Here is a 19240-nt window from a genome sequence, read left to right as displayed (position 1 = left end):
AGAGAAGACAATGAAATTAAATATTCCGTTACATAAACGTATCCATCAATTGTTTTGTAAACATGAAACAGTAGGTTGGAGTTGTTGCCAAGAAGGGATTAACCGTAAAGAAGGATATGATTACGTAACATATGAATGTGCTGATTGCGGAGTAAGTGTAAGTGAATGGTTTAAAAAGGGAGAATGGATCAAGTTAGATTTCCCTAAACAATATACATTTCAAAATAAAAGAGCAGCTAGCAAAAGCTAACTGCTCGCGTAAGGAAATCGGAGAAAAGATTACCGTGTCATCTACAGTATTGACGGAATATTGAGTTTTATTCAGGGGAGGAAGAGGAAAATGACAGAAAAAACAGAGCCTAAAATGGTTCCTATGGCATCTTATGGGTGGAATAATGAAAAACAATGCGTAGAGTTTCAACTGTTAATAAATGAAGAGATATATGTAATGCCAGTGTATGAGAAAGATGTAAGAGGCATGGAACAATTTTTCTGGTTAAGGAAAAATAATTTAATAAAATAATCCTTTTGAAATTATATAGGCATAATGCATATTCAATCAATTTTTTGAATGTAATAAGGTATTAAATTAATGAAAACACCCAAAAATGGACAGTAAAACTGTTTCGTACGAAGGAGTGAGAGGATTGAATAATTTAAAAAAGAAGAAATTGAAAAAAGCAATTTCTCGTCGTACAAAGGCTATACAAAAATATGAGAAAGAAAGATTAGATAAAGCATGGAGGAACCTTTTCATGCAGACAAGTATGACGAAATAAATATAGTCCGGCTAGAAAACTAGAGGACACCAATTCATTAAAGCGGCAATTAAGGCTGTTTTAGGAATAGGTGTCCTTTTTATTTTGAAAAGGGAGATGGGGAAATGAAGGCACTAAGAGATCAATTACGTGAATGGAAAAAGCAATCCAAGCAAGGAAAGAAGAAAAACCAGAAAAAAAGAAAAGAAAAATTAAGTACTCGTGACATTGAAGATTTAATGGGGATTCGTGGTCCGCGTTATGAACGTAGACGCGGAGCTTTAAGACAAAAGTAAAATTATTTAAGGAGGAACTCAAAATGAGAGAACAGTTATTTTTTAATATGCCAGTTGTTGATACAAAGAAAACAAAGAAAGCGGTAGAAGAAGTGTTGGAGAATTATCGTGAGTATTTGAATACATTGCCAAGTAATCTAATGCCGAAAGTAACGACAATGTTTTCAGAGGTTCCTCCGACATTTACAAATCAATTCCATAGTTCTACTGAAGACATTGCTATTGAAAGAATTGAACTAGAGCAACAAAGAAAAGAATACATGGATTGGGTACATCAAGCTGTGAATACGTTAAAACCTGATGAAAGATATATTATTTTTAAAAGCTATATGGAAGAAGAAATTGAATCAGATTTAAATATTTGGCTTGAATTAGGTGTAGGAAAGACAAAGTATTATAAGTTAAAAGGTTCAGCGTTACTACGTTTAGCGTTTAATTTAAAAGTGGAAGTATACAAGAAGAAAGCAAAACGTAAGGAGGAGGTGAAGAATGTATGAATCTTGTTCAGCCCATTAGAGATAGGGAAGCAATCCAGGAAATGAAGGAGTTTTTCAAGGAGCAGAATGAAAGAAACTACATTCTGTTCCTTCTTGGTATTAATACAGGATTACGCATATCGGATATATTACGTCTTCGCATTCGTGATGTGGAGGGTTGGAGTATCTTTATTCGTGAAAAGAAGACAAAGAAGGTAAAGGAAGTGAAGATGCCTCCAGAATTAAAGAAGGCAATACGTGAGTATGCGAAAGGGCGACCGAAAAATGAGTTTCTTATTAAGAGTAGGAATGGTAAGAATAAACCAATTACTCGATCCATGGCCTACATCATATTGAACCAAGCAGCAAAAGAGTTTGGCTTAGAACGTATTGGGACGCATTCTCTCCGAAAAACATATGGATACCATCACTATAAGCAGTTTAAAGATGTGGCAGTGTTACAACAAATGCTCAACCATACTGATCAAAAAGAAACGCTAAGGTACATTGGGATAGAACAAGATACGCTAAATGATTATCAAAAGAAATTTAAAATCTAGAGACCTATATTTTTTTAGGTCTTTTTTGAATTAGCTACAAAAGAAAAGTGTCAAATTCATTTTGAAGAATTAAAGCAAAGCCTTGTTACTCTAGGAAAAAACGGAATAGGTCAATTCAACACTCTATGGTTTATAGTGAATTCATTTCTAAGGATTAAAGAACATATTTGTTCAAAACTATGCAAAAAGGGACTGAAAAACGGTGCGGAAAAACGCAGAAATAAAAACGCGAACTATTTGCGAACTATTTACGGACACGTTTTGGTTTTTAACATGATATATTTGTATTGTGAGAAGTGGCGGAAAACATTTCTCACAGAATTCCTGATAATGAAAATGGATCGTCATGACCGGTGGCGATGGTTGCAGATTGGATGAATAGTTGTTTCTTGATTTCGCATTCAACTGTAATTTATGTTATTCAAGCGAAGAGGGGCTTTTGCTCTTCTTTGAGCTAACAACATCCTAGGTAGACAGAATTAGGAGAACCTGATAAGTTTTCCGATGGTGTCTGTCGTGGTTGTTAGCTCAAAGAAGAATAAAACTTCACGTACCACAATTAAAATACAAATGAATAATTGAGAGAAAAGCATCCATTCGGGTGCTTTTTATTTTGGAGGAGGATGAGGGATGGAATCTATAACAAAAATAATTGCTGATTTAGAAAAAAGAGTTGACGATTTACAAAGAGATAAAGAAGGTTTAATCCAAACGTTAGAGTGTGTTTTAACGAAGGTAGAAGCAGTGAATAGAAAGGTCGATATGTTAGAAGAAGCGTTAGCAACGAAAGCTGATATAACTCATGTTCAATAAGTGGTTAAACAATCTGAATTAATTAGAAAGAAAGTGGTGAAAGTTGATGAATAAAGCTGAACTTATTCAAAAGAAAATAGAAGAAGGAAAGTTAAGTATCAATGAAGCAAGAATATTAATGGACTTGGAACCTATTGAAACAGATGCGTGTTTTAGAACGGTCAATAACAAATTAATGGTTGAAGTAGGTGTAGATACAACTGAGGCGTTAGAAGGAATTAAAGAAGTAACTGAAGCTGCTAACGAATGTGCAGATGCGTTGGAGAAGTTGGAAAAGGTTATGGATAAGTTTACAAATAGAAGTGATACAGTGGAACTCTATTGTGAAGGTAAATTGTTATCGAAGTCTACAGTTAATCATACAGCTGATTCAATTCAAGGTCGTGTAATTAAAGGAAGTGAGATAAATGAAACTAACTAAACAAGAACAAGCAGTTATAATCAGCACATTCATTTCGATGTTAGGGACAGATCTTGTAAATGAGCGTATCGATAAACAAAAATTAGAAAGTGTGCTTCCTATCTTTAATGAGATGGAAGATAACACAACACCAAAGCAAAGAAGAGAAGCAATGGTTAGTTTGCTCGATAAAACAATAGATGAATTCTTAAAACAATAGCCATAAAAAAAGGAAAAGCAACTCGCATGGGGGCGAATCACTTTTCCAGATGGCAATGTTAATTTCATTATAACAACTTGTATTTATTTGTAAATATATAATCGGAATATTCTTTTAAATGAGGTGAGGTAGATGTGTGAGCATAAGTACCAAGTACTAGATAGCGAGACTACTTCTTTCTGCTTGGAAGATAATCGTTATGTTATAGATGTATCGGCTACTTTCTACTGTGAGAAATGCCTTGATATTCAACGCCGAGAGAAGCGGATTGATACAGGTACGATTGAGGTAAAGGGTAGTGAATGAATATAACACCAAGCAACAACGAAAGTTCTACGATAAATACAAACGGGATAAAGAAGCGAAGAAGTTCTATGATAGCACAGCGTGGCGAAGGTGTAGAGAGCTAGCGTTGATACGAGATAGCTACCGTTGCCAAGAGTGTATGAAGCATGATCCATTGATACCAGTGCCTGCTGATATGGTCCATCATATCAAAGAAAGAAGTGAATATCCTGAACTTGCATTAACATTAGAAAACTTAATTAGTTTATGTAATGCATGTCACAACAAAGAACATCCTGAAAAGGGTGGAGGGAAAAAGAAAAATAAAAGAAAGATTCAGTTCGTAAAAGTAAAAGCGAACAAAGAATTCATATAGCCCCCCTCCTTTTATTGTTCAGATCCGCTTCCGCCCAGACCGGACGCCACCTTCGTGTGCAGCGCAAGTGGTTTTTCTAAAGGGGGGTAAACCCTAAAAATAAGAGCTTTTTAATTTTAGATCGATACTTTTTATCCATAAAATGTAAGTGGGGTGATGTCGTGGATAAAGGATTGAATGAAAGGAAACCGCCTACTCATTTAAAGAAGGTAGGAAAAGACACTTGGATTCGTATTTGGTCTGTTTTAGAAGGAGAAGGTAAGGCTGATATCAATGATCCAATTGTAGTTGAAGCGATTGCCTTCAGTTATCAAATGTTTAGGGAAATGGCAGCCAATGTTAAAAAAGAAGGTCTGACAATGGAGTATACAAATAAAGCAGGCGCTACAAATCTAACTAAGCATACTTTAATTCCAGAGATACCTAAGTATTTACAGCAGATTCGTCAATATTTAGGGGAGCTAGGGTTGACTGGGGCAAGCCGGAAAAAGCTTCAGGAAGAGTTAACTGGAGATTCTGATGATGATTACGACAACTTCTAAGCCATCTGAAATAGCTAAGTGGTATAAAAATTGGCGAAATGAACAGATACAGCATTTTAATATTTTGATCGATCCATCTCCTGAACTAAGAACAACATGGTATGCCGAACAAGTTGTGAAAGGAAACATAATAGCTAGTAAGAAAAACATCTTGTCTTGTCAGCGTCATCTAAATGATTTAAAGAGACAGGGGACTGAGGAGTTTCCTTGGATATTTGATGAAGAAAAGGCTCATAGACCAATACGATATATCGAAAAATTTTGTCGTCCATCAAAAGGTGACTATAAAAGGTTAGTTCTTCAACCGTGGCAACACTTTGTTATAGGTTCTTTATATGGATGGATTCATAAGGATACTGGTTATAGGCGCTTTCGTGAGGGCCTTATTTTTATTGGGCGTAAAAATGGGAAAACGACAATGATTTCTGGTTTGTCTAATTATGCTGTTGCTAAAGATAATGAGCCAGGTGCTCGTGTTTATGTTTTGGCAAATACAAAACAGCAAGCTGGAGAATTGTTTGATGAAAGTCGTGCAATGGTTCAAAAATCCCCCCTTCTTCGGAAGCATTTACGTGAAAATCAGAAAGGCATTTTTCATGATAAAACGCATTCTAAAATTGAACCTCGCGCATCTGACAGTAAGAAGCTAGACGGATTAAATACACATCTTGGTATTTTTGATGAAATACATGAATTTAAGAATTTCAAGTTAATCAATGTTATTAAAAAATCACGTGGTGCACGTAAACAACCAATGATTGTTTATATCACTACAGCAGGGTATCAGCTTGAAGGACCGCTTGTTCAATACTATGAAATTGCAACGGATGTTTTGGAAGGGGTTATCGACCAAGATAGAAAGTTTTATTTCATGGCTGAAATGGATAATGTAGATGAAATTGAGAATCCTGAACTATGGATTAAAGCAAACCCTAATATGGGAGTTTCGCTAGACCTTCCATCGCTTATTGATGATTGGAATACAGACAAGCATACGGATGCTGAAAAAAATGACTGGATTACAAAGCAATTTAACATCTTTGTTGATAATGATGAAATGTCCTTTGTTGGTATTGAGATATTAAAAAGGAATGAAGGAGTTATTGATATAAAGGGATTAGCTGGTAAAGAATGTGTTGCAGGTTATGATTTATCTGCAACAGAAGATTTTACAAGTGCTTGTTTAGAGTTCCCTTTAGATGATGGAAATGTTTTTGTATTATCTCATAGTTGGGTTCCGCAGGCTAAAGTTGATCGTGATAACGAAAATATTAGCTTTAAAGAGTTTAAAGATAAAGGTTGGCTCACTATTATCCCTGGTGAGTATGTGAAATATGAGTATGTGTATGATTGGTTTGTTGAGCAATCTGAACACTATTTCATAAAGAAAATTACTTATGATCCAGCCAATGCTTATCGTTTAAATGAAGATTTGAAAGCATATGGATTTAAAACTGAACCAGTTCGACAAGGTCATTTAACTTTAAGCCCAGCATTAAAGGATGTAAAAGAATTGTTGTTAGATGGAAAAATAATTAGTAATAAAAACCGTCTTTTCCGTTGGTATATGAATAATGTAAAGCTTGTGGAAGACAGGAACGGGAACTTTTTACCATCTAAACAGAGTAAATATCGAAAAATTGATGGTTTTGCAGCGTTTTTAAATGCTCACACAGAAGTAATCCCTATGTTATCTCAATTACAAGGTGATGGAAATATTGAATTTATATCAGTTAACGATCTTTTTAAATAGAAAGGCGGTGAGAAATTGAAACTGATTAATCGTGTTAAGGGGGCAATTAAAGGAGCTTCATTGGGATGGAAAGGTGCTGGATATGACTTCACTTCATGGTTTGGAAGGAAGTTTTGGGGTATTGATAATGCGAAGTTAGCTACAAATGAGACGATTTTTAGTGTGATTAGCAGATTATCTAATACAGTAGCATCTTTGCCATTAAAGCTTTACAAGGATTATGACACGGTTTTTAACCAAGTGTCTGATGTTGTGATTAATGAACCGAATCCAAACATGACCGGATTTGAATGGATAAATAAAATTGAAGTTTCAAGAAATGAGACTGGAAATGGATATGCAGCTATTATCCGTGACATTCGATTTCAAGTGGAATCATTAATCCCTATTGAATCCGCTTATGTAACGCCTTTTTTAAACACTGATGATAATAATTTGTGGTATGAGGTACGTGGGATTGAAGGTACATATTATATCCACAATATGAACATGTTTCATGTTAAACACATCACAGGTATTTCAAGATGGAAAGGTATTTGTCCAATTGATGTATTGAGAAATACTCTTGAATATGATAAGGCAGTACAAGAATTTAGTTTGTCAGAAATGCAGAAGAAAGATAGTTTTATTTTGGATTATGCAACACAGGTAGATAATGACAAGAGACAAAAAATCATTGATGATTTTAGACGATTCTATCAAGAGAATGGTGGTATTTTATTCAGGGAACCAGGTGTGAATATAGAAGAAATGGAGCGGAAATACTTCGCTTCAGATACGTTAGCATCAGAACGGATTACTCGTTCAAGGGTTGCTAATGTTTTTAACGTTCCGGTTACATTTTTAAATGACACGGAAGGACAGAGTTATAGCAGTAATGAACAGCTGATGATTCAGTTTGTTCAAATGACTTTAACTCCTATTGTTCGCCAGTATGAGCAAGAAATGAACCGTAAGTTGCTGAATAAAAAAGAACGGCAAGAAGGCCATTACTTTAAATTTAACCTTGGAGGGCTGTTAAGAGGTGATACGGCTTCAAGAACAGCTTATTATCAAGCTGCAATTAGGAGTGGATGGTTATCACAAGATGATGTTCGTCAAAAAGAAGATGAACCGCCTGTGGGTGGTAATGCTTCAAAACTTTGGGTAAGTGGTGATCTATATCCGATTGATATGGACCCAACTCAACGGAAGGGGGTGAAAAACGGTGGCAAAGAACAAACAGAATAAGTTTTTTCAAATGAAAGCATCTGCCAATGGTAAAACGGCCGATGTTTTTATTTATGGAGAAATTACAAAGTATGCATGGGAAGAGTATGGAGAAGTATCTTCTATTACGTTCAAAAATGAACTTGATGAATTAGGTGACGATATTGAAACGATCAACCTTTACATCAATAGTCCAGGTGGATCTGTCTTTGAAACGATGGCTATTATCGCAATGTTACAAAGGCATCAGGCGAAGGTTATCTCTTATATTGATGGAATAGGCGCTTCATGTGCGTCAGTATTACCAATGATTTCAGACAAAATTATTATGTATGCTAATTCAATGATGATGATTCATAATGCGTGGACATACGCATCAGGAAATGCCAATCAGTTACGTAAAGCAGCGGATGACATTGAACGTATTAACCAGTCGATGGTACAACACTATTTAACTCGTGCTGGCGATAAGTTAGATGAAGATACATTAAAACAATTACTAGATGCAGAGACATGGTTATCAGCTGAGGAAGCAATGAATTATGGACTTTGTGATGAAATTATCTCAGAAAATAATGCGGCAGCATGTCTAGATGAAAAATGGATGAAAGAATACAAAAATGTTCCACAACAATTAGTAAACGCACAAGCTAACATACCATCCAACGAAATGTTAGAAAGACAAAAAATTGCCGAAGAAGCGAAAGCTAATGCGGACTATATAAAGACAATTTTAGGAGGAATTCATTTATGAAAATGAAAAATAAATTTCGATTATCTCTTGGTAACTTTCAATACTTTTCAAAAAATACATTATTTGAATTAAAGCAAAATTTATCCACTATTGGTCAACAGCTCCAAAAAGTAGAGAATGAGCTTTCTCAGAAGGCAATTGATCCATCCGCAACCATGGATAGTCTTCAAGCGTTACAACAATCTAAGAAAGACCTACAAATGCGTTTCGATGTAATTAAAGAACAACATGATACGATGGAAGCTGAACAAAAAGCACAATTCCAAAGTCGAACTGGTTTGCAAGCTATTGAAGATCCAAAACAAAAGGTAGTTGCAGCGAAAGCAGAATTGGTTCGGGCAACAATTCGCGGTGGTACCTTATCACAAGAAGCGCGAGCGGCTCTTGGTGATAAAAATTCCACAGGTGGAGAAAAAATTCTTCCAAGTACGATGACGAACGAACTATTACATGAGCCATTTGTTAAAAATCCATTAAGAGAGGTATCTACATTTACAAGTGTGACTAACCTTGAAATTCCCAAAGTTACATTTACATTAGATGATGACGATTTTATTGCTGATACAGAAACAGCGAAAGAATTAAAAGCTGAAGGTGATGTTGTAATATTTGGGCGCAATAAATTCAAGATTTTTGTCCCTATTTCAGAAACTGTTTTAGCAGCAACTGACACAAACTTAGTACAAACAGTAGATCAAGCACTAGAAAGTGGTTTAGCAGCAAAAGAGAAAAAAGTAGCATTCACAACAACTCCTAAAGCAGGAGAAGAATCCATGTCATTCTATAAAGCTGGTATTAAAACTATTAAAGGTGCTAATTTATACAAAGCTATTAAGTCAGCAATTGCAGATTTACATGAGGATTTCCGTGCAAATGCAACTATTAAAATGCGTTACGCTGATTATCTAGATATAATTGAAATGCTTGCTAATGGCAGTGCAACCTTATATAATGCTCAACCAGAACAAGTTTTAGGAAAACCAGTTAAGTTCTGTGATTCAGCAGTGAATCCTATTGTGGGTGATTTTCGATATTCCCACTTCAACTATGATCCAAATATGATTTATGATCGCGATAAAGATGTGAAAACAGGTATTGAACTATTTGTGTTAACAGCTTGGTTTGACCATAAAATCAAACTGAAATCCGCATTCCGTATTGCAGAAGTACAGACTACACCCTAATCCACCCCAAACTCCAACAGGATTAAAAGTTGATTCTACAACAGTAACAACGGCCAACATTAGTTGGTCTCCTGTTGTGTATGATGGGGGCATTAGAGAATATCAAATATTACGTAATGGTAAACAAGTAGGAACGTCAGTAGCAACAACTTATAAAGATACAGGATTAACAGGTGATACAACATATTCTTATCAAGTGAAAGCTGTTGGGAATAACGGATTAAGTTCAACGTTAAGCGTTGAATTATCAGCGAAAACAAGTGCTTCAGGATCGTAGGTGATAGCATGCTGGAGCTTATAAAAGGAAAATTAAAAATTGATGGGAATGAAGAGGATACGATTATTCAACTTCTAATTGATGGAGCAAAAGAAGCTTTACTAGGTTGTGGTGTTCCTGAAAGTGAAAAAGCCCTTTACAAAATAGCGATAATTACACATGTTTTATTAAACTATGAGAATCAAGATAAATCATTAAATGTCCCTGCGTTAAAACAGTCATTAGAAACTACCATATTACAATTAAGGGACTATAATAACGGTGATAATCATGAATCCAAGTAAATTAAATAAACGAATAACAATTCAAAAGGAAATTACAAATAAAAAAGATGAAGAAGGGAATCCAATTCCACCAGAATGGGAAGATGTTGTCACTGTTTGGGCAAGAGCAAAAACACCATTTGGAAAGGGATTTAACTATGAAATATTCGCTGGAAATACTGAAAATGCCGTGCGTACAGTGAATTTTTTTATGCGATTTCGTAAGGGAATTGATTCGAAAATGCGAGTCTTATATGATGACCGACTCTTTGAAATAAAAGCTGTTGTAGATGTTGATGAACAACATCAAGAGACATGCTTGGTGTGCGAGGAGCGATCTATATGGCAGAAGTAACAACCTTTGGAATACAAGAAGCAATTCAGCGTTTTGAAGCTTTAGGAAGAAGTGTAAAAACAATTGAAAACTCAGCATTAAAGAAAGGTGCTGGGGTAGTAAGGGATGCTTTAGAGGCAGAAAGTCCAGTAAGTGCACATCCGAAACCACCTTCACCAAAAGAATCATGGAGAACAGGTAAACATGCAAAGGACGAAGTGCTTGTCGGAAAAATAAAAAATCGGAATGGGGTTAAATCAATTAGTGTGGGGTGGGAGAAAGATGATAATTCTCCACACTTTTATATGAAATTCCAAAACTGGGGAACCAGTAAAATGCCACATCCACCACATAAAGGATTTATAGAAAAGACAGTAACTCACACGGAAGTAAAGGCAGTTCATGAGATGCGAAATGTCTTTGCATCGGCATTGCATATCGTATGAGATTTTTAGAAAGAGATGTGTTACGCGCTCTTACGAATCCTTTTATTGTAGAGAAAATTGGTGGAGAATATATCTACAATATGGTTCGTGGTGATGATAACGGAAAGACATGGATTACTTATTCTGAATTAGATAACAGTGCTAGCAGATACGCGGAGGGTGCGGAATCTGCTAGCACTGTTTTATTTCAAGTAGATATCTGGTCGTTTAGCCCTGTTAAGGGTGATCTAAAAGAAGCAGTAAATACTTCTATGAAAAATATAGGGTTTCAGCGTATTACAACAGCAAATTTATATGAACCAGATACGAAAATCTATCATTATGGTATGAGGTTTCGTACGGAATTAAAAATTTAGGAGGAAAACAAATATGGCAATTGCAGTAGATTTTAGAGATTTGCATTATGCACCTTTGACAGAAACACCAGATGGTAAGTTTACGTATGGAACACCTAAGAAAATTGGAGATGCGGTAAGTGGTAAAGCATCCCCTAAAAATGAATCTGTAACTTTTTATGCAGAAGGTGGACCACTAGCAACAGCTAGTGCCTTTGGTGGTGTAGAAATAGAATTAGAGACGGCGGATATTTCATTATCTACTTACGCTGAATTATTAGGAAAAAAAATAATTAAAGGTCAAGTAATTGATAATGTAAATGACGTTGCTCCATATGTAGCGTTATTATATCGTCTTCCAAAAGATAATGGGAAAAACCGTTTTTATTGCTACTATAAAACTAAATTTGAAATTCCTGAAGATGAACACAAGACAGCTGAAGATAAACCAACTTTCCAATCAGCTAAAATTAAATGTAAAGCGATTCAACGTTCAGATGGGAACTGGAGACATCGTTTAGATGAAGAAGAAGTTGGTTACGATGTATCAGTTGCATCCAATTGGTTCAAAACGGTACCAAGCCCACCAGCTAGCGCTTAATAAATTAATAAAAAAGGTACAGCATAACGCTGTGCCTTTTATTTATGGAAGGAGATTCAATTATGCAAGAAACACAAAAAACAGAAACGTTTAAATTAATTTTAAATCTATCTATTGGTAAAAAAACATTCTTTCTACCTAATTTTATTTCGGCTACTGATGCGTTTGCAGCGGCAGAGTGGACAGAAAAGCTAAATGCTGAAACTGTTCCGTTTGATTTGTTAAAAGAGGCTACTCAATTTGTGGTTAAAGTATTTGGTAATCGCTTCACCGTAGAGGAGTTTCTTGATGGCATACATGCTTGGTTTCTAACGTCAATTATTTACTCTATTTGTCTAGCAATTGTAGGACGTATTGCTGAAGCGGTTGCTATTATCAATGCAATTGATTCGAAGACAAATTCATCAAAAAAAAAGAAACCACGAAACAGAAGGAGCCATTCAAACCAACAGAAATGATGTTGGGTATTTATAGTATGCTTCAAGATTCTGGTATATCTCAAACGGATATAAATCAAATGGATTTAGTTCTCTTTTTTAAAACAATGGGATACAAGCACCAGCAAGAAGATAAAAATGTTGTTCGAACAGCTGATCAAGCACCAGCTTGGTTATAAAGGTAGGTGAAATAAATGGCTGGAGATATGGAAATTGGTGCAAGGGTCACACTTGACACCCAACGATTTGAAAATGGTGTTGCAGGTATTAATCGCGGTTTACGTTTAATAGATTCAGAGTTCAATTTAACGAGTGAACGTGCAAGATTACTTGGGAGTTCTGTAGATCAGCTACAAAACAAATTAACGCATCTGAATGAAAAATTCACTTTGCAAGGGCAAAAGGTAGAACATTACCGTCAAAAAATTGAACAAGCAAGACAAAAGCAAGAACAATTACAAGCATCCAATTTAACATTGGCAGCATCGATGGAAAGGCTTGAAACACAATATAATCAAGCTGTACAAAACTTTGGACGTAATTCACAAGAAGCTAAACAGTTGAAGCAAGAATTGAAGCAACTTCAAGCTGAATACACATCAAATGGTCAGGCATTACAGCGATTAAATACACAAATTGATAACAATACAATTGCTATGAATCGTGCTGAAACAGCTCAGGAGCGGATTCAAAATGAAATAAGAGAAACTAACCGCGAATTAGCCGAGCAACAGAATCGTCTTCATCGTACTGGAGAGCGAATGCGCGATACAGGAAATAAAATGCAGGATGTTGGCGGGCAAGTTGGAACTACCTTTGCGGCCATGACTGGTGTTATTGGTGCTGGACTTGCGATGGCTGTAAAAGAATCTATGAATTTCGAGCAGAAAATGGCTGATATCCAAGCAGTTTCTGGCGCAACTGGCGATGAAATGAAGAAAATTAGCGAACTTGCTGTAGAGATGGGAGAAAAAACGAAATATTCTTCTGTGGAAGCAGGACAAGGTATTGAAGAGCTAATTAAAGCAGGGGTAAGTCTGACAGACATTATAAATGGAGGTTTAGAAGGTGCTCTAAATTTAGCGACAGCTGGAGAATTAGAATTGGGGGATGCAGCAGAAATTGCTTCTACAGCTTTAAATGCATTTAAAGATGACAATTTATCAGTAGCTCAAGCAGCCGATTTATTAGCTGGTGCGGCAAATGCTTCAGCCACTAGTGTTGGAGAAATGAAGTTTGGATTATCGATGGTTTCGGCGGTTGCAGCTGGTGTTGGACTTAGCTTTAAAGATACAACTACAGCCTTAGCGTTATTTGCACAGAATGGTTTGAAAGGTTCCGATGCAGGTACTTCATTAAAAACTATGCTGGCAAACTTAATCCCTAAATCTAATGAAGCTTATGATATGTTTAGTGATTTGGGATTAATAACAATCGATACTGGAAAAGCAATGCAGTTTCTTGGAGAAAAAGGTATTAAACCAACTTCAAATTCATTTAAAGATGTAACGGGTGCTTTATCTGAATACGCAGCAAAACAAGCCGGTGTGAAGGCTGGGTCTGAAAAAGCAGAGAAGGCGTTTCAAAAATTAACTTTTGAAACGGGTATTATGACAAATGCCTTTTTCGATTCAAATGGTAATTTGAAAGAAATGTCCGATATTGCTGAAATTCTTCAAATGGCAATGCAAGGATTAACGGCTGAGCAAAGACAGTCGTATATGTATACATTGTTTGGATCAGATGCTATTCGTGCAGCTAATATACTTTATAAAGAGGGTGCTAATGGCGTTAAAAATATGTATACAGAAATGTCGAAGGTAACAGCATTAGAAGTTGCCGAGACAAAAATGAATACAACTAAAGGAAAAATTGAACAATTAGGCGGCGCTGTAGATACTCTGAAAAAGTCATTTGGTGATGCGTTGTTACCTATTTTAGTTGATGTAGTATCTGGTGTGCAAGGTGTTGTTGATTGGTTTAATAATCTTGACGAATCCACGCAACAAATGATCGCCAAAAGTGCTTTGTTAGCTTTTGGTATAGCTGGCGTAACTACAGCTGTAGGGTTCTTAGCTATGGGGATAGGGGCGTTGTTGGCGAACCCGATTGCTCTAGCTATAACAGGCGCTGTTTTAGCGGTAGGTGCGTTAGGTATAGCGATAGTTGATTTAAATGAAAAATCAAATCAAGCTCAAACAAATATGGCTAAATTTGGTCAGAATGTAAGTGATGCAACAAGTAAAGCGGCAGGTGCTTATGTTGATTTAAAAGATAAAGCCATTAATAATATGATGGATTTAAAACTCAAAACAGGTGAAGAAGCAAATAAGGCAGCTGACGAAACTATTAAAGCTTTTCAAAGGATGACAAATGAAGTCATTAAAGAGTTAGAAGGAAAGAAAAGTGATTTTAATAATATGATTAGTCAGCTGATGGGAGTTGTACCTGAAAGCGCTAAAGAAACTTTAACACAAGTTAAGGATGAAGTAATAGCGGCAATTGACAAGGAAATGGAGGTTGCTACACAGGCAGGTAAAATTCTTGAAGAAGGAATTAAGAGGTATCAAGGAGATACCTTGAAAATGCCAAAGGATTTCGCTCAAAAATTCGAACAAGCATTACAAGTGGCGGATAAAAATGTTAAACAATTTTATACAAAAGCGAAAGAATTGACGTCTATTTCAAAAGAAATAGAGTCAGGAGGCACACTTTCTTTAGATGCAAGTAAAAAACGTTTTGAAAGCATTATAAAGGTATATGAAGAAGGTGTGAAGTCTTTAGAAAAACAAACTAAAGGCTGGCGTGATAATGTAGAAAAAATGTTTAATAATGGAAATATACTTCCTGAGAAAAGAAAAGCTTTATTAGATACAATTGCACTTTATGAATCAAAGCATGTAAATGACTTACAGACTATCAGAAATGATGGATTTAAAGTGTTACAGCAACATATGAAAGAAGAAGATTCAGAGGTTTTAGCATCACAAGCTAAAAGGATAGAAGCAGAGGATAAAGGGTGGAGCGAAAGGTTCAAAGCGGCATATGGATTCCGTGAAAAATCGGCTGATTTGGAGCAGCGCTTTAGAAGTGATCAAGAAAAAGCTGAAAAAGATTATCAAGATAAGTTACTTCGATACGAGTTGCAATATGGTAAATCTAAAATTGAGAGCATAGGGATGTATCTTTCTGAATTGCAAAAGGGTACAGAATCATCAAGATTATTAGCCGAATCAATGGCAAAGGAAATTGACGGCAAAATGAAAATTGATTTAGGACCGGCTGGACAATTCACAATTGATACATTTTTACAGAAGCTTCAAAAGGGAGAATTAGATTCTTCAGCTGTAGCAATAGCAAATGCCAATAAACTGAAAGAAGTTTATAAAGTGGACCTATCACAAAGTGGTATTGAGTCTATGCAAAAATGGATTGATGGTATTAAAACAAAAGATACTGGTGAAGTGAGAGAGTTTCTAAGTAAAAACATGCAAGGTAATACCACAATTGATTTAGGAATCTACGGGCAAATGACAATGGATTCATGGATTACAGGACTTCAAACCGGAACCTTATCTTTTGATACTGTATTTCAGTTCTTCCAACAGCAAGTGAAAAATGGTGTGAATGTAGATACAACTCAAGAAGGTCAGAATAACATTCAAACTTTAATTAACGGGATGCAAATCGGCGCGTTATCTATACCACAAGTTGCACAAACAATGGGACTAGACATTAAAAGTAATGTTCAAGTGGATTTGGGGGAATCTGGACAATTTAATGTGCAGACACTCGTTCAAGGAATGCAGAATGGATCCATTAATGCTGAACTTGCGGCGAAAGCAATAGCTTTACTAGTTAAAAATGGTGCAAAGTTAGATTTAACGCAAGTTGGATTTGATATTAGTCAAACACAAGCTAATGGTATTTCTGGTAATACATCTCCTGAGAATGCGGCAACAGGAAAGAAACAAGCTGTGGAAAGTATTATGGGAAGTACTACAGATGGTGGCGGTGGAAACAAGAGTGGTAGCCAATTAGGACAAGGAATAATAAGTCAAGATGGTTATATCAAAGGGAGTGCTTTACAGGTTGTTGCTAGCGCTCATGGAGCTTTTAGTACTATTAACGGAAACCCAGCAGGAAATCAAGGTGGACAAGGTGTTGGAAGCGGTATTGTTAATCAAAAAGGCTATATCAGGGGCAGTGCTCTAGAGGCTGTTAATTCGGCTCATACTGGTTTTAATACAATCAATGGTACTCCACAAGGTCAAAAAGGTGGTGGCCAGTTTGCCCAAGGTATGGAAAATACAAAAGGTCAAGCGAGATCAAGTGGTTCTAATGTAGCGGAAAGCGGTAATTCTGGTCTGAAAAGTGTTAGTTCTATTAGCCCTGGCGAAGCGTTTTCTAGTGGGTTTGCTCGAGGTATTTCTAATGGAGAATGGAATGTTAAAAATGTAGCAGCAGCTTTAGCTCAAAGTGCATTTTCGGCTTTAAAGGCTACACTTCATGTAAACTCTCCATCGAGATTAACACGTGATCAGGGTGGTAAGCCTTTTAGTGAGGGATTCGCGCTTGGTATTAGAAAAATGTCCTACATGGCAGAAGATGAGAGTCGTACTCTTGGAGAAAATGCCCATAAGTCCCTTGTAAATACGCTACATACTAATAATTTAGCGTTTGCTGGGGTTCGTATGGCGCAAGGTATTGCTACAGGAATTAAAAGCCAATATTCTGTAGTACGAGATGCTTTGCAAGATACAGTATCGGATGCTATGGATGGTATTCGTTCTATTAAACCAGAAGAAATATTTAGTTTTAAAGGTGATGATCCACTAACAAAGTATTTTAATGCAATTTTTGAAGATGGAGATTGGCAAAACGATTGGATAACACACATTCCTGAGAGTATACGCAAGATGGTATCGGAAATCGGGCGTCAAATGGAGCGTTTTGAAGGTCTTTCAATCAATGATTTGGGTAATCTGTCTGGATGGAGAAAAATATTATCCGATAACCCGAATGTTGTTCAATATAGACAGAGCAACAATAACCAGGATAAACCAACAAGGCAGCCGGCACAAATCGTAAATCATTTTTATAATCAAGACACATCAGAAGTGATTAGACAGCAGCAAAGAGTGTTAAATGAAGTTGCTTTCGCATGGGGAGGGACATCATGAGCAAGCGAGTGATAATTGAAAATCAAAGACTAGAAAAAGTGGAATTCGGACCATTGCTACCATATGTCCTTACTTCAATTGATCTGTCGGGAAGTGAAGCTGAATTTTCTCAAACACAAGGATATATGCAAGATGGTTTTACACCTGTTTCGGTAACGATGAAAGGGATGCAGTATCCACTTGAATTTTATATCGAAGCATCTAACGCCAAAGAATTGTTCGAACTACGCAGGAATTTAAATCGTGTGTTAAATCCAAAGGCAGGGCCATTCACAGTCACTGTACAAATGCCACATGGTACATTTCAAAACACAATTATTATTGAAAATCTACCTAAGTACAGAGTAGAAGATGAACAATTCATGATTTTACAACAAGGATTGCTTCACATTACTACACCAGACCCGTATTGGAAGAACGAAACGGATATTGAAGTACCTTTATTATCTTGGGAACCGGTATTTAGTTTCCCTTTTTCATTCCGTCCTAAAGTGCAGTTTGGGTACAAGGGGGAAAAACAGAATGTAATCAATAATGGTGATGTTGAAACGCCCGTTAAAATAGAGGTGTTTGGGCCTTGTACAAATCCAAAAATCACGAATCTTACAACGATGAAATCTGTACAAATCAATCGGGATATTCTTGCAGGAGAACGTCTTGAAATCAATACAGCATATGGGCATAACACAGTAGAACTAATAAAAAGTGATGGAACGAGAATAAACGCATACAACTGGATTGCTCCAGGAGTACGATTGAATGAATTTAGATTACAAATTGGACTGAATATACTAGATTATAGTGCAAATGCAGGCAGAGAAAGCGCCACAGTTATAATACGTTTCAGAGAAAGATATATAGGAATATAAAATAAAGGAAAGGGGTGAGAACGCATGGCAGGAGAGCGTTCTTTTTTCTTTGATGGTGACGATAAATTATACAATTCTAGTGATTTCGCTCAATTATTTGATATGTTTTTTGGGACTGGGGTCGTAAAAGGCTATATGGACGAGTTGAGTATGGGACCGTTGACTAACGGAATGAAAGTAGTTGTAAATAAAGGATGTGCTGTGATATGCGGCAGGGGATACATTATAGATGGAGTAAAGATTTTTACTCACGACCCAGCACATACTACGCTAGATCGTATAGATCGGATTATCTTACAGTTAAATCTTGCGACTAGATCGATTAATCTTATGATAAAAAAAGGTGCTATAGCAGATGTTCCAGTGCCACCAGCTTTACAGCAAGATGACATGAACAATGGTGGGATTATCTATGAATTACCGATTGCGCAAGTTCGAATTACCAAAGGCAAGGCTTATATAGATAGTACACAAATCACAGATGATCGTAGTTTTTGTGATTTACAAGGGCAAACAGGTTTATATGCAAAAAAACAATTAGGTGTAAAAATGGTACCTAATTATTTAAATTATTGGTCGGATATGATGGTGAGTGACTACAGAAATCCTCTTAGATACTGGGTAGATGGGTACGGAGTCTATCACGTAGAGGGAACTTGTGGCGGTGGAGTTTACGGAACAAATAAAGATATTTGCAAACTACCCGTTGGGCCCTCAAAAGCTCAGGGGGTATTTGCATGGGGTTCTGATGGGAAAGCGCAATTCTTATATTTACATCCAGACGGATCCTTACGATTTACAAGTATTTTTTCGGAGACAAGTACAGTAATTATACCGGAGTTTTGTTTCAGACCATCAAGATTGTAAGG

27 protein-coding genes are annotated in these 19240 nt (G+C 36.3%); all 27 read left to right on the top strand.

Translation table 11 applies throughout. The annotated features are described in order from the left end of the window. Positions 1–10: 10 nt before the first annotated feature. The 27 genes from NST14_RS21385 (at position 11) to NST14_RS21255 (ending at position 19238) form a co-directional block, all read left to right on the top strand. Positions 11–250, top strand: coding sequence for a hypothetical protein (locus NST14_RS21385; protein ID WP_341119129.1), 240 nt, complete (start codon positions 11–13; stop codon positions 248–250). Positions 251–340: 90 nt separating this feature from the next. Beyond that, the gene (locus NST14_RS21380) at positions 341–523 is read left to right on the top strand and encodes a hypothetical protein (RefSeq protein WP_000137019.1); all 183 of its coding nucleotides are present in this window, start codon (positions 341–343) and stop codon (positions 521–523) included. Positions 524–647: 124 nt separating this feature from the next. Continuing rightward, complete coding sequence (locus NST14_RS21375; RefSeq protein WP_001061241.1) at positions 648–779, top strand: DUF3983 domain-containing protein; 132 nt, start codon at positions 648–650, stop codon at positions 777–779. A 104-nt stretch (positions 780–883) separates the two neighbouring features. After that, the gene (locus NST14_RS21370; protein WP_000645945.1) at positions 884–1054 is read left to right on the top strand and encodes a hypothetical protein; all 171 of its coding nucleotides are present in this window, start codon (positions 884–886) and stop codon (positions 1052–1054) included. A 23-nt stretch (positions 1055–1077) separates the two neighbouring features. Then, complete coding sequence (locus NST14_RS21365) at positions 1078–1551, top strand: ArpU family phage packaging/lysis transcriptional regulator (RefSeq protein WP_001209121.1); 474 nt, start codon at positions 1078–1080, stop codon at positions 1549–1551. Next, entirely contained in the window at positions 1548–2090 is a 543-nt protein-coding gene (locus NST14_RS21360) for a tyrosine-type recombinase/integrase (RefSeq protein ID WP_001055139.1), read from the top strand. Before NST14_RS21365 ends, NST14_RS21360 begins: the two co-directional genes overlap by 4 nt. A 630-nt stretch (positions 2091–2720) precedes the next feature. Then, positions 2721–2903: a hypothetical protein gene (locus tag NST14_RS21355; RefSeq protein WP_000443960.1), complete on the top strand. Its 183-nt coding sequence runs from the start codon at positions 2721–2723 to the stop codon at positions 2901–2903. A gap of 118 nt (positions 2904–3021) precedes the next feature. Then, complete coding sequence (locus NST14_RS21350) at positions 3022–3324, top strand: hypothetical protein (RefSeq protein WP_073540846.1); 303 nt, start codon at positions 3022–3024, stop codon at positions 3322–3324. Further along, positions 3311–3523 (top strand): hypothetical protein, encoded by a 213-nt coding sequence (locus NST14_RS21345; RefSeq protein WP_000778977.1) that lies wholly within the window; start codon positions 3311–3313, stop codon positions 3521–3523. Before NST14_RS21350 ends, NST14_RS21345 begins: the two co-directional genes overlap by 14 nt. 132 nt (positions 3524–3655) lie before the next feature. Then, on the top strand, positions 3656–3829 hold the full coding sequence (locus NST14_RS21340) for a hypothetical protein (RefSeq protein ID WP_341119128.1): 174 nt from the start codon (positions 3656–3658) through the stop codon (positions 3827–3829). Beyond that, the gene (locus NST14_RS21335) at positions 3822–4184 is read left to right on the top strand and encodes an HNH endonuclease (RefSeq protein ID WP_001008172.1); all 363 of its coding nucleotides are present in this window, start codon (positions 3822–3824) and stop codon (positions 4182–4184) included. The genes NST14_RS21340 and NST14_RS21335 overlap by 8 nt, the downstream gene beginning before the upstream one ends. A gap of 161 nt (positions 4185–4345) precedes the next feature. After that, a complete protein-coding gene (locus tag NST14_RS21330) occupies positions 4346–4726 on the top strand; it encodes a phage terminase small subunit P27 family (protein WP_000357495.1) in 381 nt (126 codons plus the stop codon). Beyond that, positions 4707–6479 (top strand): terminase large subunit, encoded by a 1773-nt coding sequence (locus tag NST14_RS21325; RefSeq protein ID WP_000633617.1) that lies wholly within the window; start codon positions 4707–4709, stop codon positions 6477–6479. The genes NST14_RS21330 and NST14_RS21325 overlap by 20 nt, the downstream gene beginning before the upstream one ends. A 15-nt stretch (positions 6480–6494) precedes the next feature. Beyond that, entirely contained in the window at positions 6495–7709 is a 1215-nt protein-coding gene (locus NST14_RS21320) for a phage portal protein (RefSeq protein WP_000767176.1), read from the top strand. After that, the gene (locus tag NST14_RS21315) at positions 7687–8442 is read left to right on the top strand and encodes a head maturation protease, ClpP-related (RefSeq protein ID WP_001107318.1); all 756 of its coding nucleotides are present in this window, start codon (positions 7687–7689) and stop codon (positions 8440–8442) included. The genes NST14_RS21320 and NST14_RS21315 overlap by 23 nt, the downstream gene beginning before the upstream one ends. Next, complete coding sequence (locus NST14_RS21310; RefSeq protein WP_341119127.1) at positions 8439–9626, top strand: phage major capsid protein; 1188 nt, start codon at positions 8439–8441, stop codon at positions 9624–9626. Before NST14_RS21315 ends, NST14_RS21310 begins: the two co-directional genes overlap by 4 nt. Further along, positions 9601–9903, top strand: coding sequence for a fibronectin type III domain-containing protein (locus tag NST14_RS21305; RefSeq protein ID WP_073536182.1), 303 nt, complete (start codon positions 9601–9603; stop codon positions 9901–9903). Before NST14_RS21310 ends, NST14_RS21305 begins: the two co-directional genes overlap by 26 nt. Positions 9904–9911: 8 nt before the next feature. Further along, positions 9912–10187: a head-tail connector protein gene (locus tag NST14_RS21300; RefSeq protein WP_046941678.1), complete on the top strand. Its 276-nt coding sequence runs from the start codon at positions 9912–9914 to the stop codon at positions 10185–10187. Beyond that, positions 10174–10521 carry a phage head closure protein gene (locus NST14_RS21295; protein WP_046941679.1) on the top strand — a complete coding sequence of 116 codons (348 nt, stop codon included), beginning with the start codon at positions 10174–10176 and terminating at the stop codon, positions 10519–10521. The genes NST14_RS21300 and NST14_RS21295 overlap by 14 nt, the downstream gene beginning before the upstream one ends. Beyond that, a complete protein-coding gene (locus NST14_RS21290; RefSeq protein ID WP_046941680.1) occupies positions 10509–10946 on the top strand; it encodes an HK97-gp10 family putative phage morphogenesis protein in 438 nt (145 codons plus the stop codon). The genes NST14_RS21295 and NST14_RS21290 overlap by 13 nt, the downstream gene beginning before the upstream one ends. After that, on the top strand, positions 10943–11302 hold the full coding sequence (locus tag NST14_RS21285; protein WP_046941681.1) for a structural protein: 360 nt from the start codon (positions 10943–10945) through the stop codon (positions 11300–11302). The genes NST14_RS21290 and NST14_RS21285 overlap by 4 nt, the downstream gene beginning before the upstream one ends. Before the next feature lie 13 nt (positions 11303–11315). Then, positions 11316–11882 (top strand): major tail protein, encoded by a 567-nt coding sequence (locus tag NST14_RS21280; protein WP_046941682.1) that lies wholly within the window; start codon positions 11316–11318, stop codon positions 11880–11882. Positions 11883–11944: 62 nt separating this feature from the next. After that, a complete protein-coding gene (gene gpG, locus NST14_RS21275; protein ID WP_046941683.1) occupies positions 11945–12340 on the top strand; it encodes a phage tail assembly chaperone G in 396 nt (131 codons plus the stop codon). 17 nt (positions 12341–12357) lie between these two features. Beyond that, positions 12358–12498, top strand: coding sequence for a LysR family transcriptional regulator (locus tag NST14_RS21270; protein WP_046941685.1), 141 nt, complete (start codon positions 12358–12360; stop codon positions 12496–12498). 15 nt (positions 12499–12513) lie between these two features. Next, positions 12514–17502, top strand: coding sequence for a phage tail tape measure protein (locus tag NST14_RS21265; protein WP_153012454.1), 4989 nt, complete (start codon positions 12514–12516; stop codon positions 17500–17502). Continuing rightward, entirely contained in the window at positions 17499–18371 is an 873-nt protein-coding gene (locus NST14_RS21260) for a phage distal tail protein (RefSeq protein ID WP_048548306.1), read from the top strand. Before NST14_RS21265 ends, NST14_RS21260 begins: the two co-directional genes overlap by 4 nt. 24 nt (positions 18372–18395) lie before the next feature. After that, positions 18396–19238, top strand: coding sequence for a hypothetical protein (locus NST14_RS21255; protein ID WP_000896731.1), 843 nt, complete (start codon positions 18396–18398; stop codon positions 19236–19238). Positions 19239–19240 lie beyond the last annotated feature (2 nt).

This window comes from Bacillus sp. FSL W8-0519 (assembly GCF_038005585.1).
Taxonomy (GTDB): Bacteria; Bacillota; Bacilli; order Bacillales; family Bacillaceae_G; genus Bacillus_A; species Bacillus_A paranthracis.
The sequence above is the reverse complement of the archived record's forward strand: the minus strand, read 5'-3'. Positions and strand labels throughout refer to the sequence as shown.

What these genes read in the sequence shown, in the direction of transcription:
- NST14_RS21360 (WP_001055139.1), top strand. Translation starts at nt 1,548, where the DNA reads ATGAATCTTGTTCAGCCCATTAGAGATAGGGAAGCAATCCAGGAAATG.
- NST14_RS21285 (WP_046941681.1), top strand. Translation starts at nt 10,943, where the DNA reads ATGAGATTTTTAGAAAGAGATGTGTTACGCGCTCTTACGAATCCTTTT.
- NST14_RS21350 (WP_073540846.1), top strand. Translation starts at nt 3,022, where the DNA reads ATGGACTTGGAACCTATTGAAACAGATGCGTGTTTTAGAACGGTCAAT.
- NST14_RS21355 (WP_000443960.1), top strand. Translation starts at nt 2,721, where the DNA reads ATGGAATCTATAACAAAAATAATTGCTGATTTAGAAAAAAGAGTTGAC.
- NST14_RS21290 (WP_046941680.1), top strand. Translation starts at nt 10,509, where the DNA reads ATGGCAGAAGTAACAACCTTTGGAATACAAGAAGCAATTCAGCGTTTT.
- NST14_RS21260 (WP_048548306.1), top strand. Translation starts at nt 17,499, where the DNA reads ATGAGCAAGCGAGTGATAATTGAAAATCAAAGACTAGAAAAAGTGGAA.
- NST14_RS21300 (WP_046941678.1), top strand. Translation starts at nt 9,912, where the DNA reads ATGCTGGAGCTTATAAAAGGAAAATTAAAAATTGATGGGAATGAAGAG.
- NST14_RS21345 (WP_000778977.1), top strand. Translation starts at nt 3,311, where the DNA reads ATGAAACTAACTAAACAAGAACAAGCAGTTATAATCAGCACATTCATT.
- NST14_RS21365 (WP_001209121.1), top strand. Translation starts at nt 1,078, where the DNA reads ATGAGAGAACAGTTATTTTTTAATATGCCAGTTGTTGATACAAAGAAA.
- NST14_RS21280 (WP_046941682.1), top strand. Translation starts at nt 11,316, where the DNA reads ATGGCAATTGCAGTAGATTTTAGAGATTTGCATTATGCACCTTTGACA.
- NST14_RS21270 (WP_046941685.1), top strand. Translation starts at nt 12,358, where the DNA reads ATGCTTCAAGATTCTGGTATATCTCAAACGGATATAAATCAAATGGAT.
- NST14_RS21340 (WP_341119128.1), top strand. Translation starts at nt 3,656, where the DNA reads ATGTGTGAGCATAAGTACCAAGTACTAGATAGCGAGACTACTTCTTTC.
- NST14_RS21295 (WP_046941679.1), top strand. Translation starts at nt 10,174, where the DNA reads ATGAATCCAAGTAAATTAAATAAACGAATAACAATTCAAAAGGAAATT.
- gpG (WP_046941683.1), top strand. Translation starts at nt 11,945, where the DNA reads ATGCAAGAAACACAAAAAACAGAAACGTTTAAATTAATTTTAAATCTA.
- NST14_RS21380 (WP_000137019.1), top strand. Translation starts at nt 341, where the DNA reads ATGACAGAAAAAACAGAGCCTAAAATGGTTCCTATGGCATCTTATGGG.
- NST14_RS21265 (WP_153012454.1), top strand. Translation starts at nt 12,514, where the DNA reads ATGGCTGGAGATATGGAAATTGGTGCAAGGGTCACACTTGACACCCAA.
- NST14_RS21310 (WP_341119127.1), top strand. Translation starts at nt 8,439, where the DNA reads ATGAAAATGAAAAATAAATTTCGATTATCTCTTGGTAACTTTCAATAC.
- NST14_RS21325 (WP_000633617.1), top strand. Translation starts at nt 4,707, where the DNA reads ATGATTACGACAACTTCTAAGCCATCTGAAATAGCTAAGTGGTATAAA.
- NST14_RS21385 (WP_341119129.1), top strand. Translation starts at nt 11, where the DNA reads ATGAAATTAAATATTCCGTTACATAAACGTATCCATCAATTGTTTTGT.
- NST14_RS21370 (WP_000645945.1), top strand. Translation starts at nt 884, where the DNA reads ATGAAGGCACTAAGAGATCAATTACGTGAATGGAAAAAGCAATCCAAG.
- NST14_RS21255 (WP_000896731.1), top strand. Translation starts at nt 18,396, where the DNA reads ATGGCAGGAGAGCGTTCTTTTTTCTTTGATGGTGACGATAAATTATAC.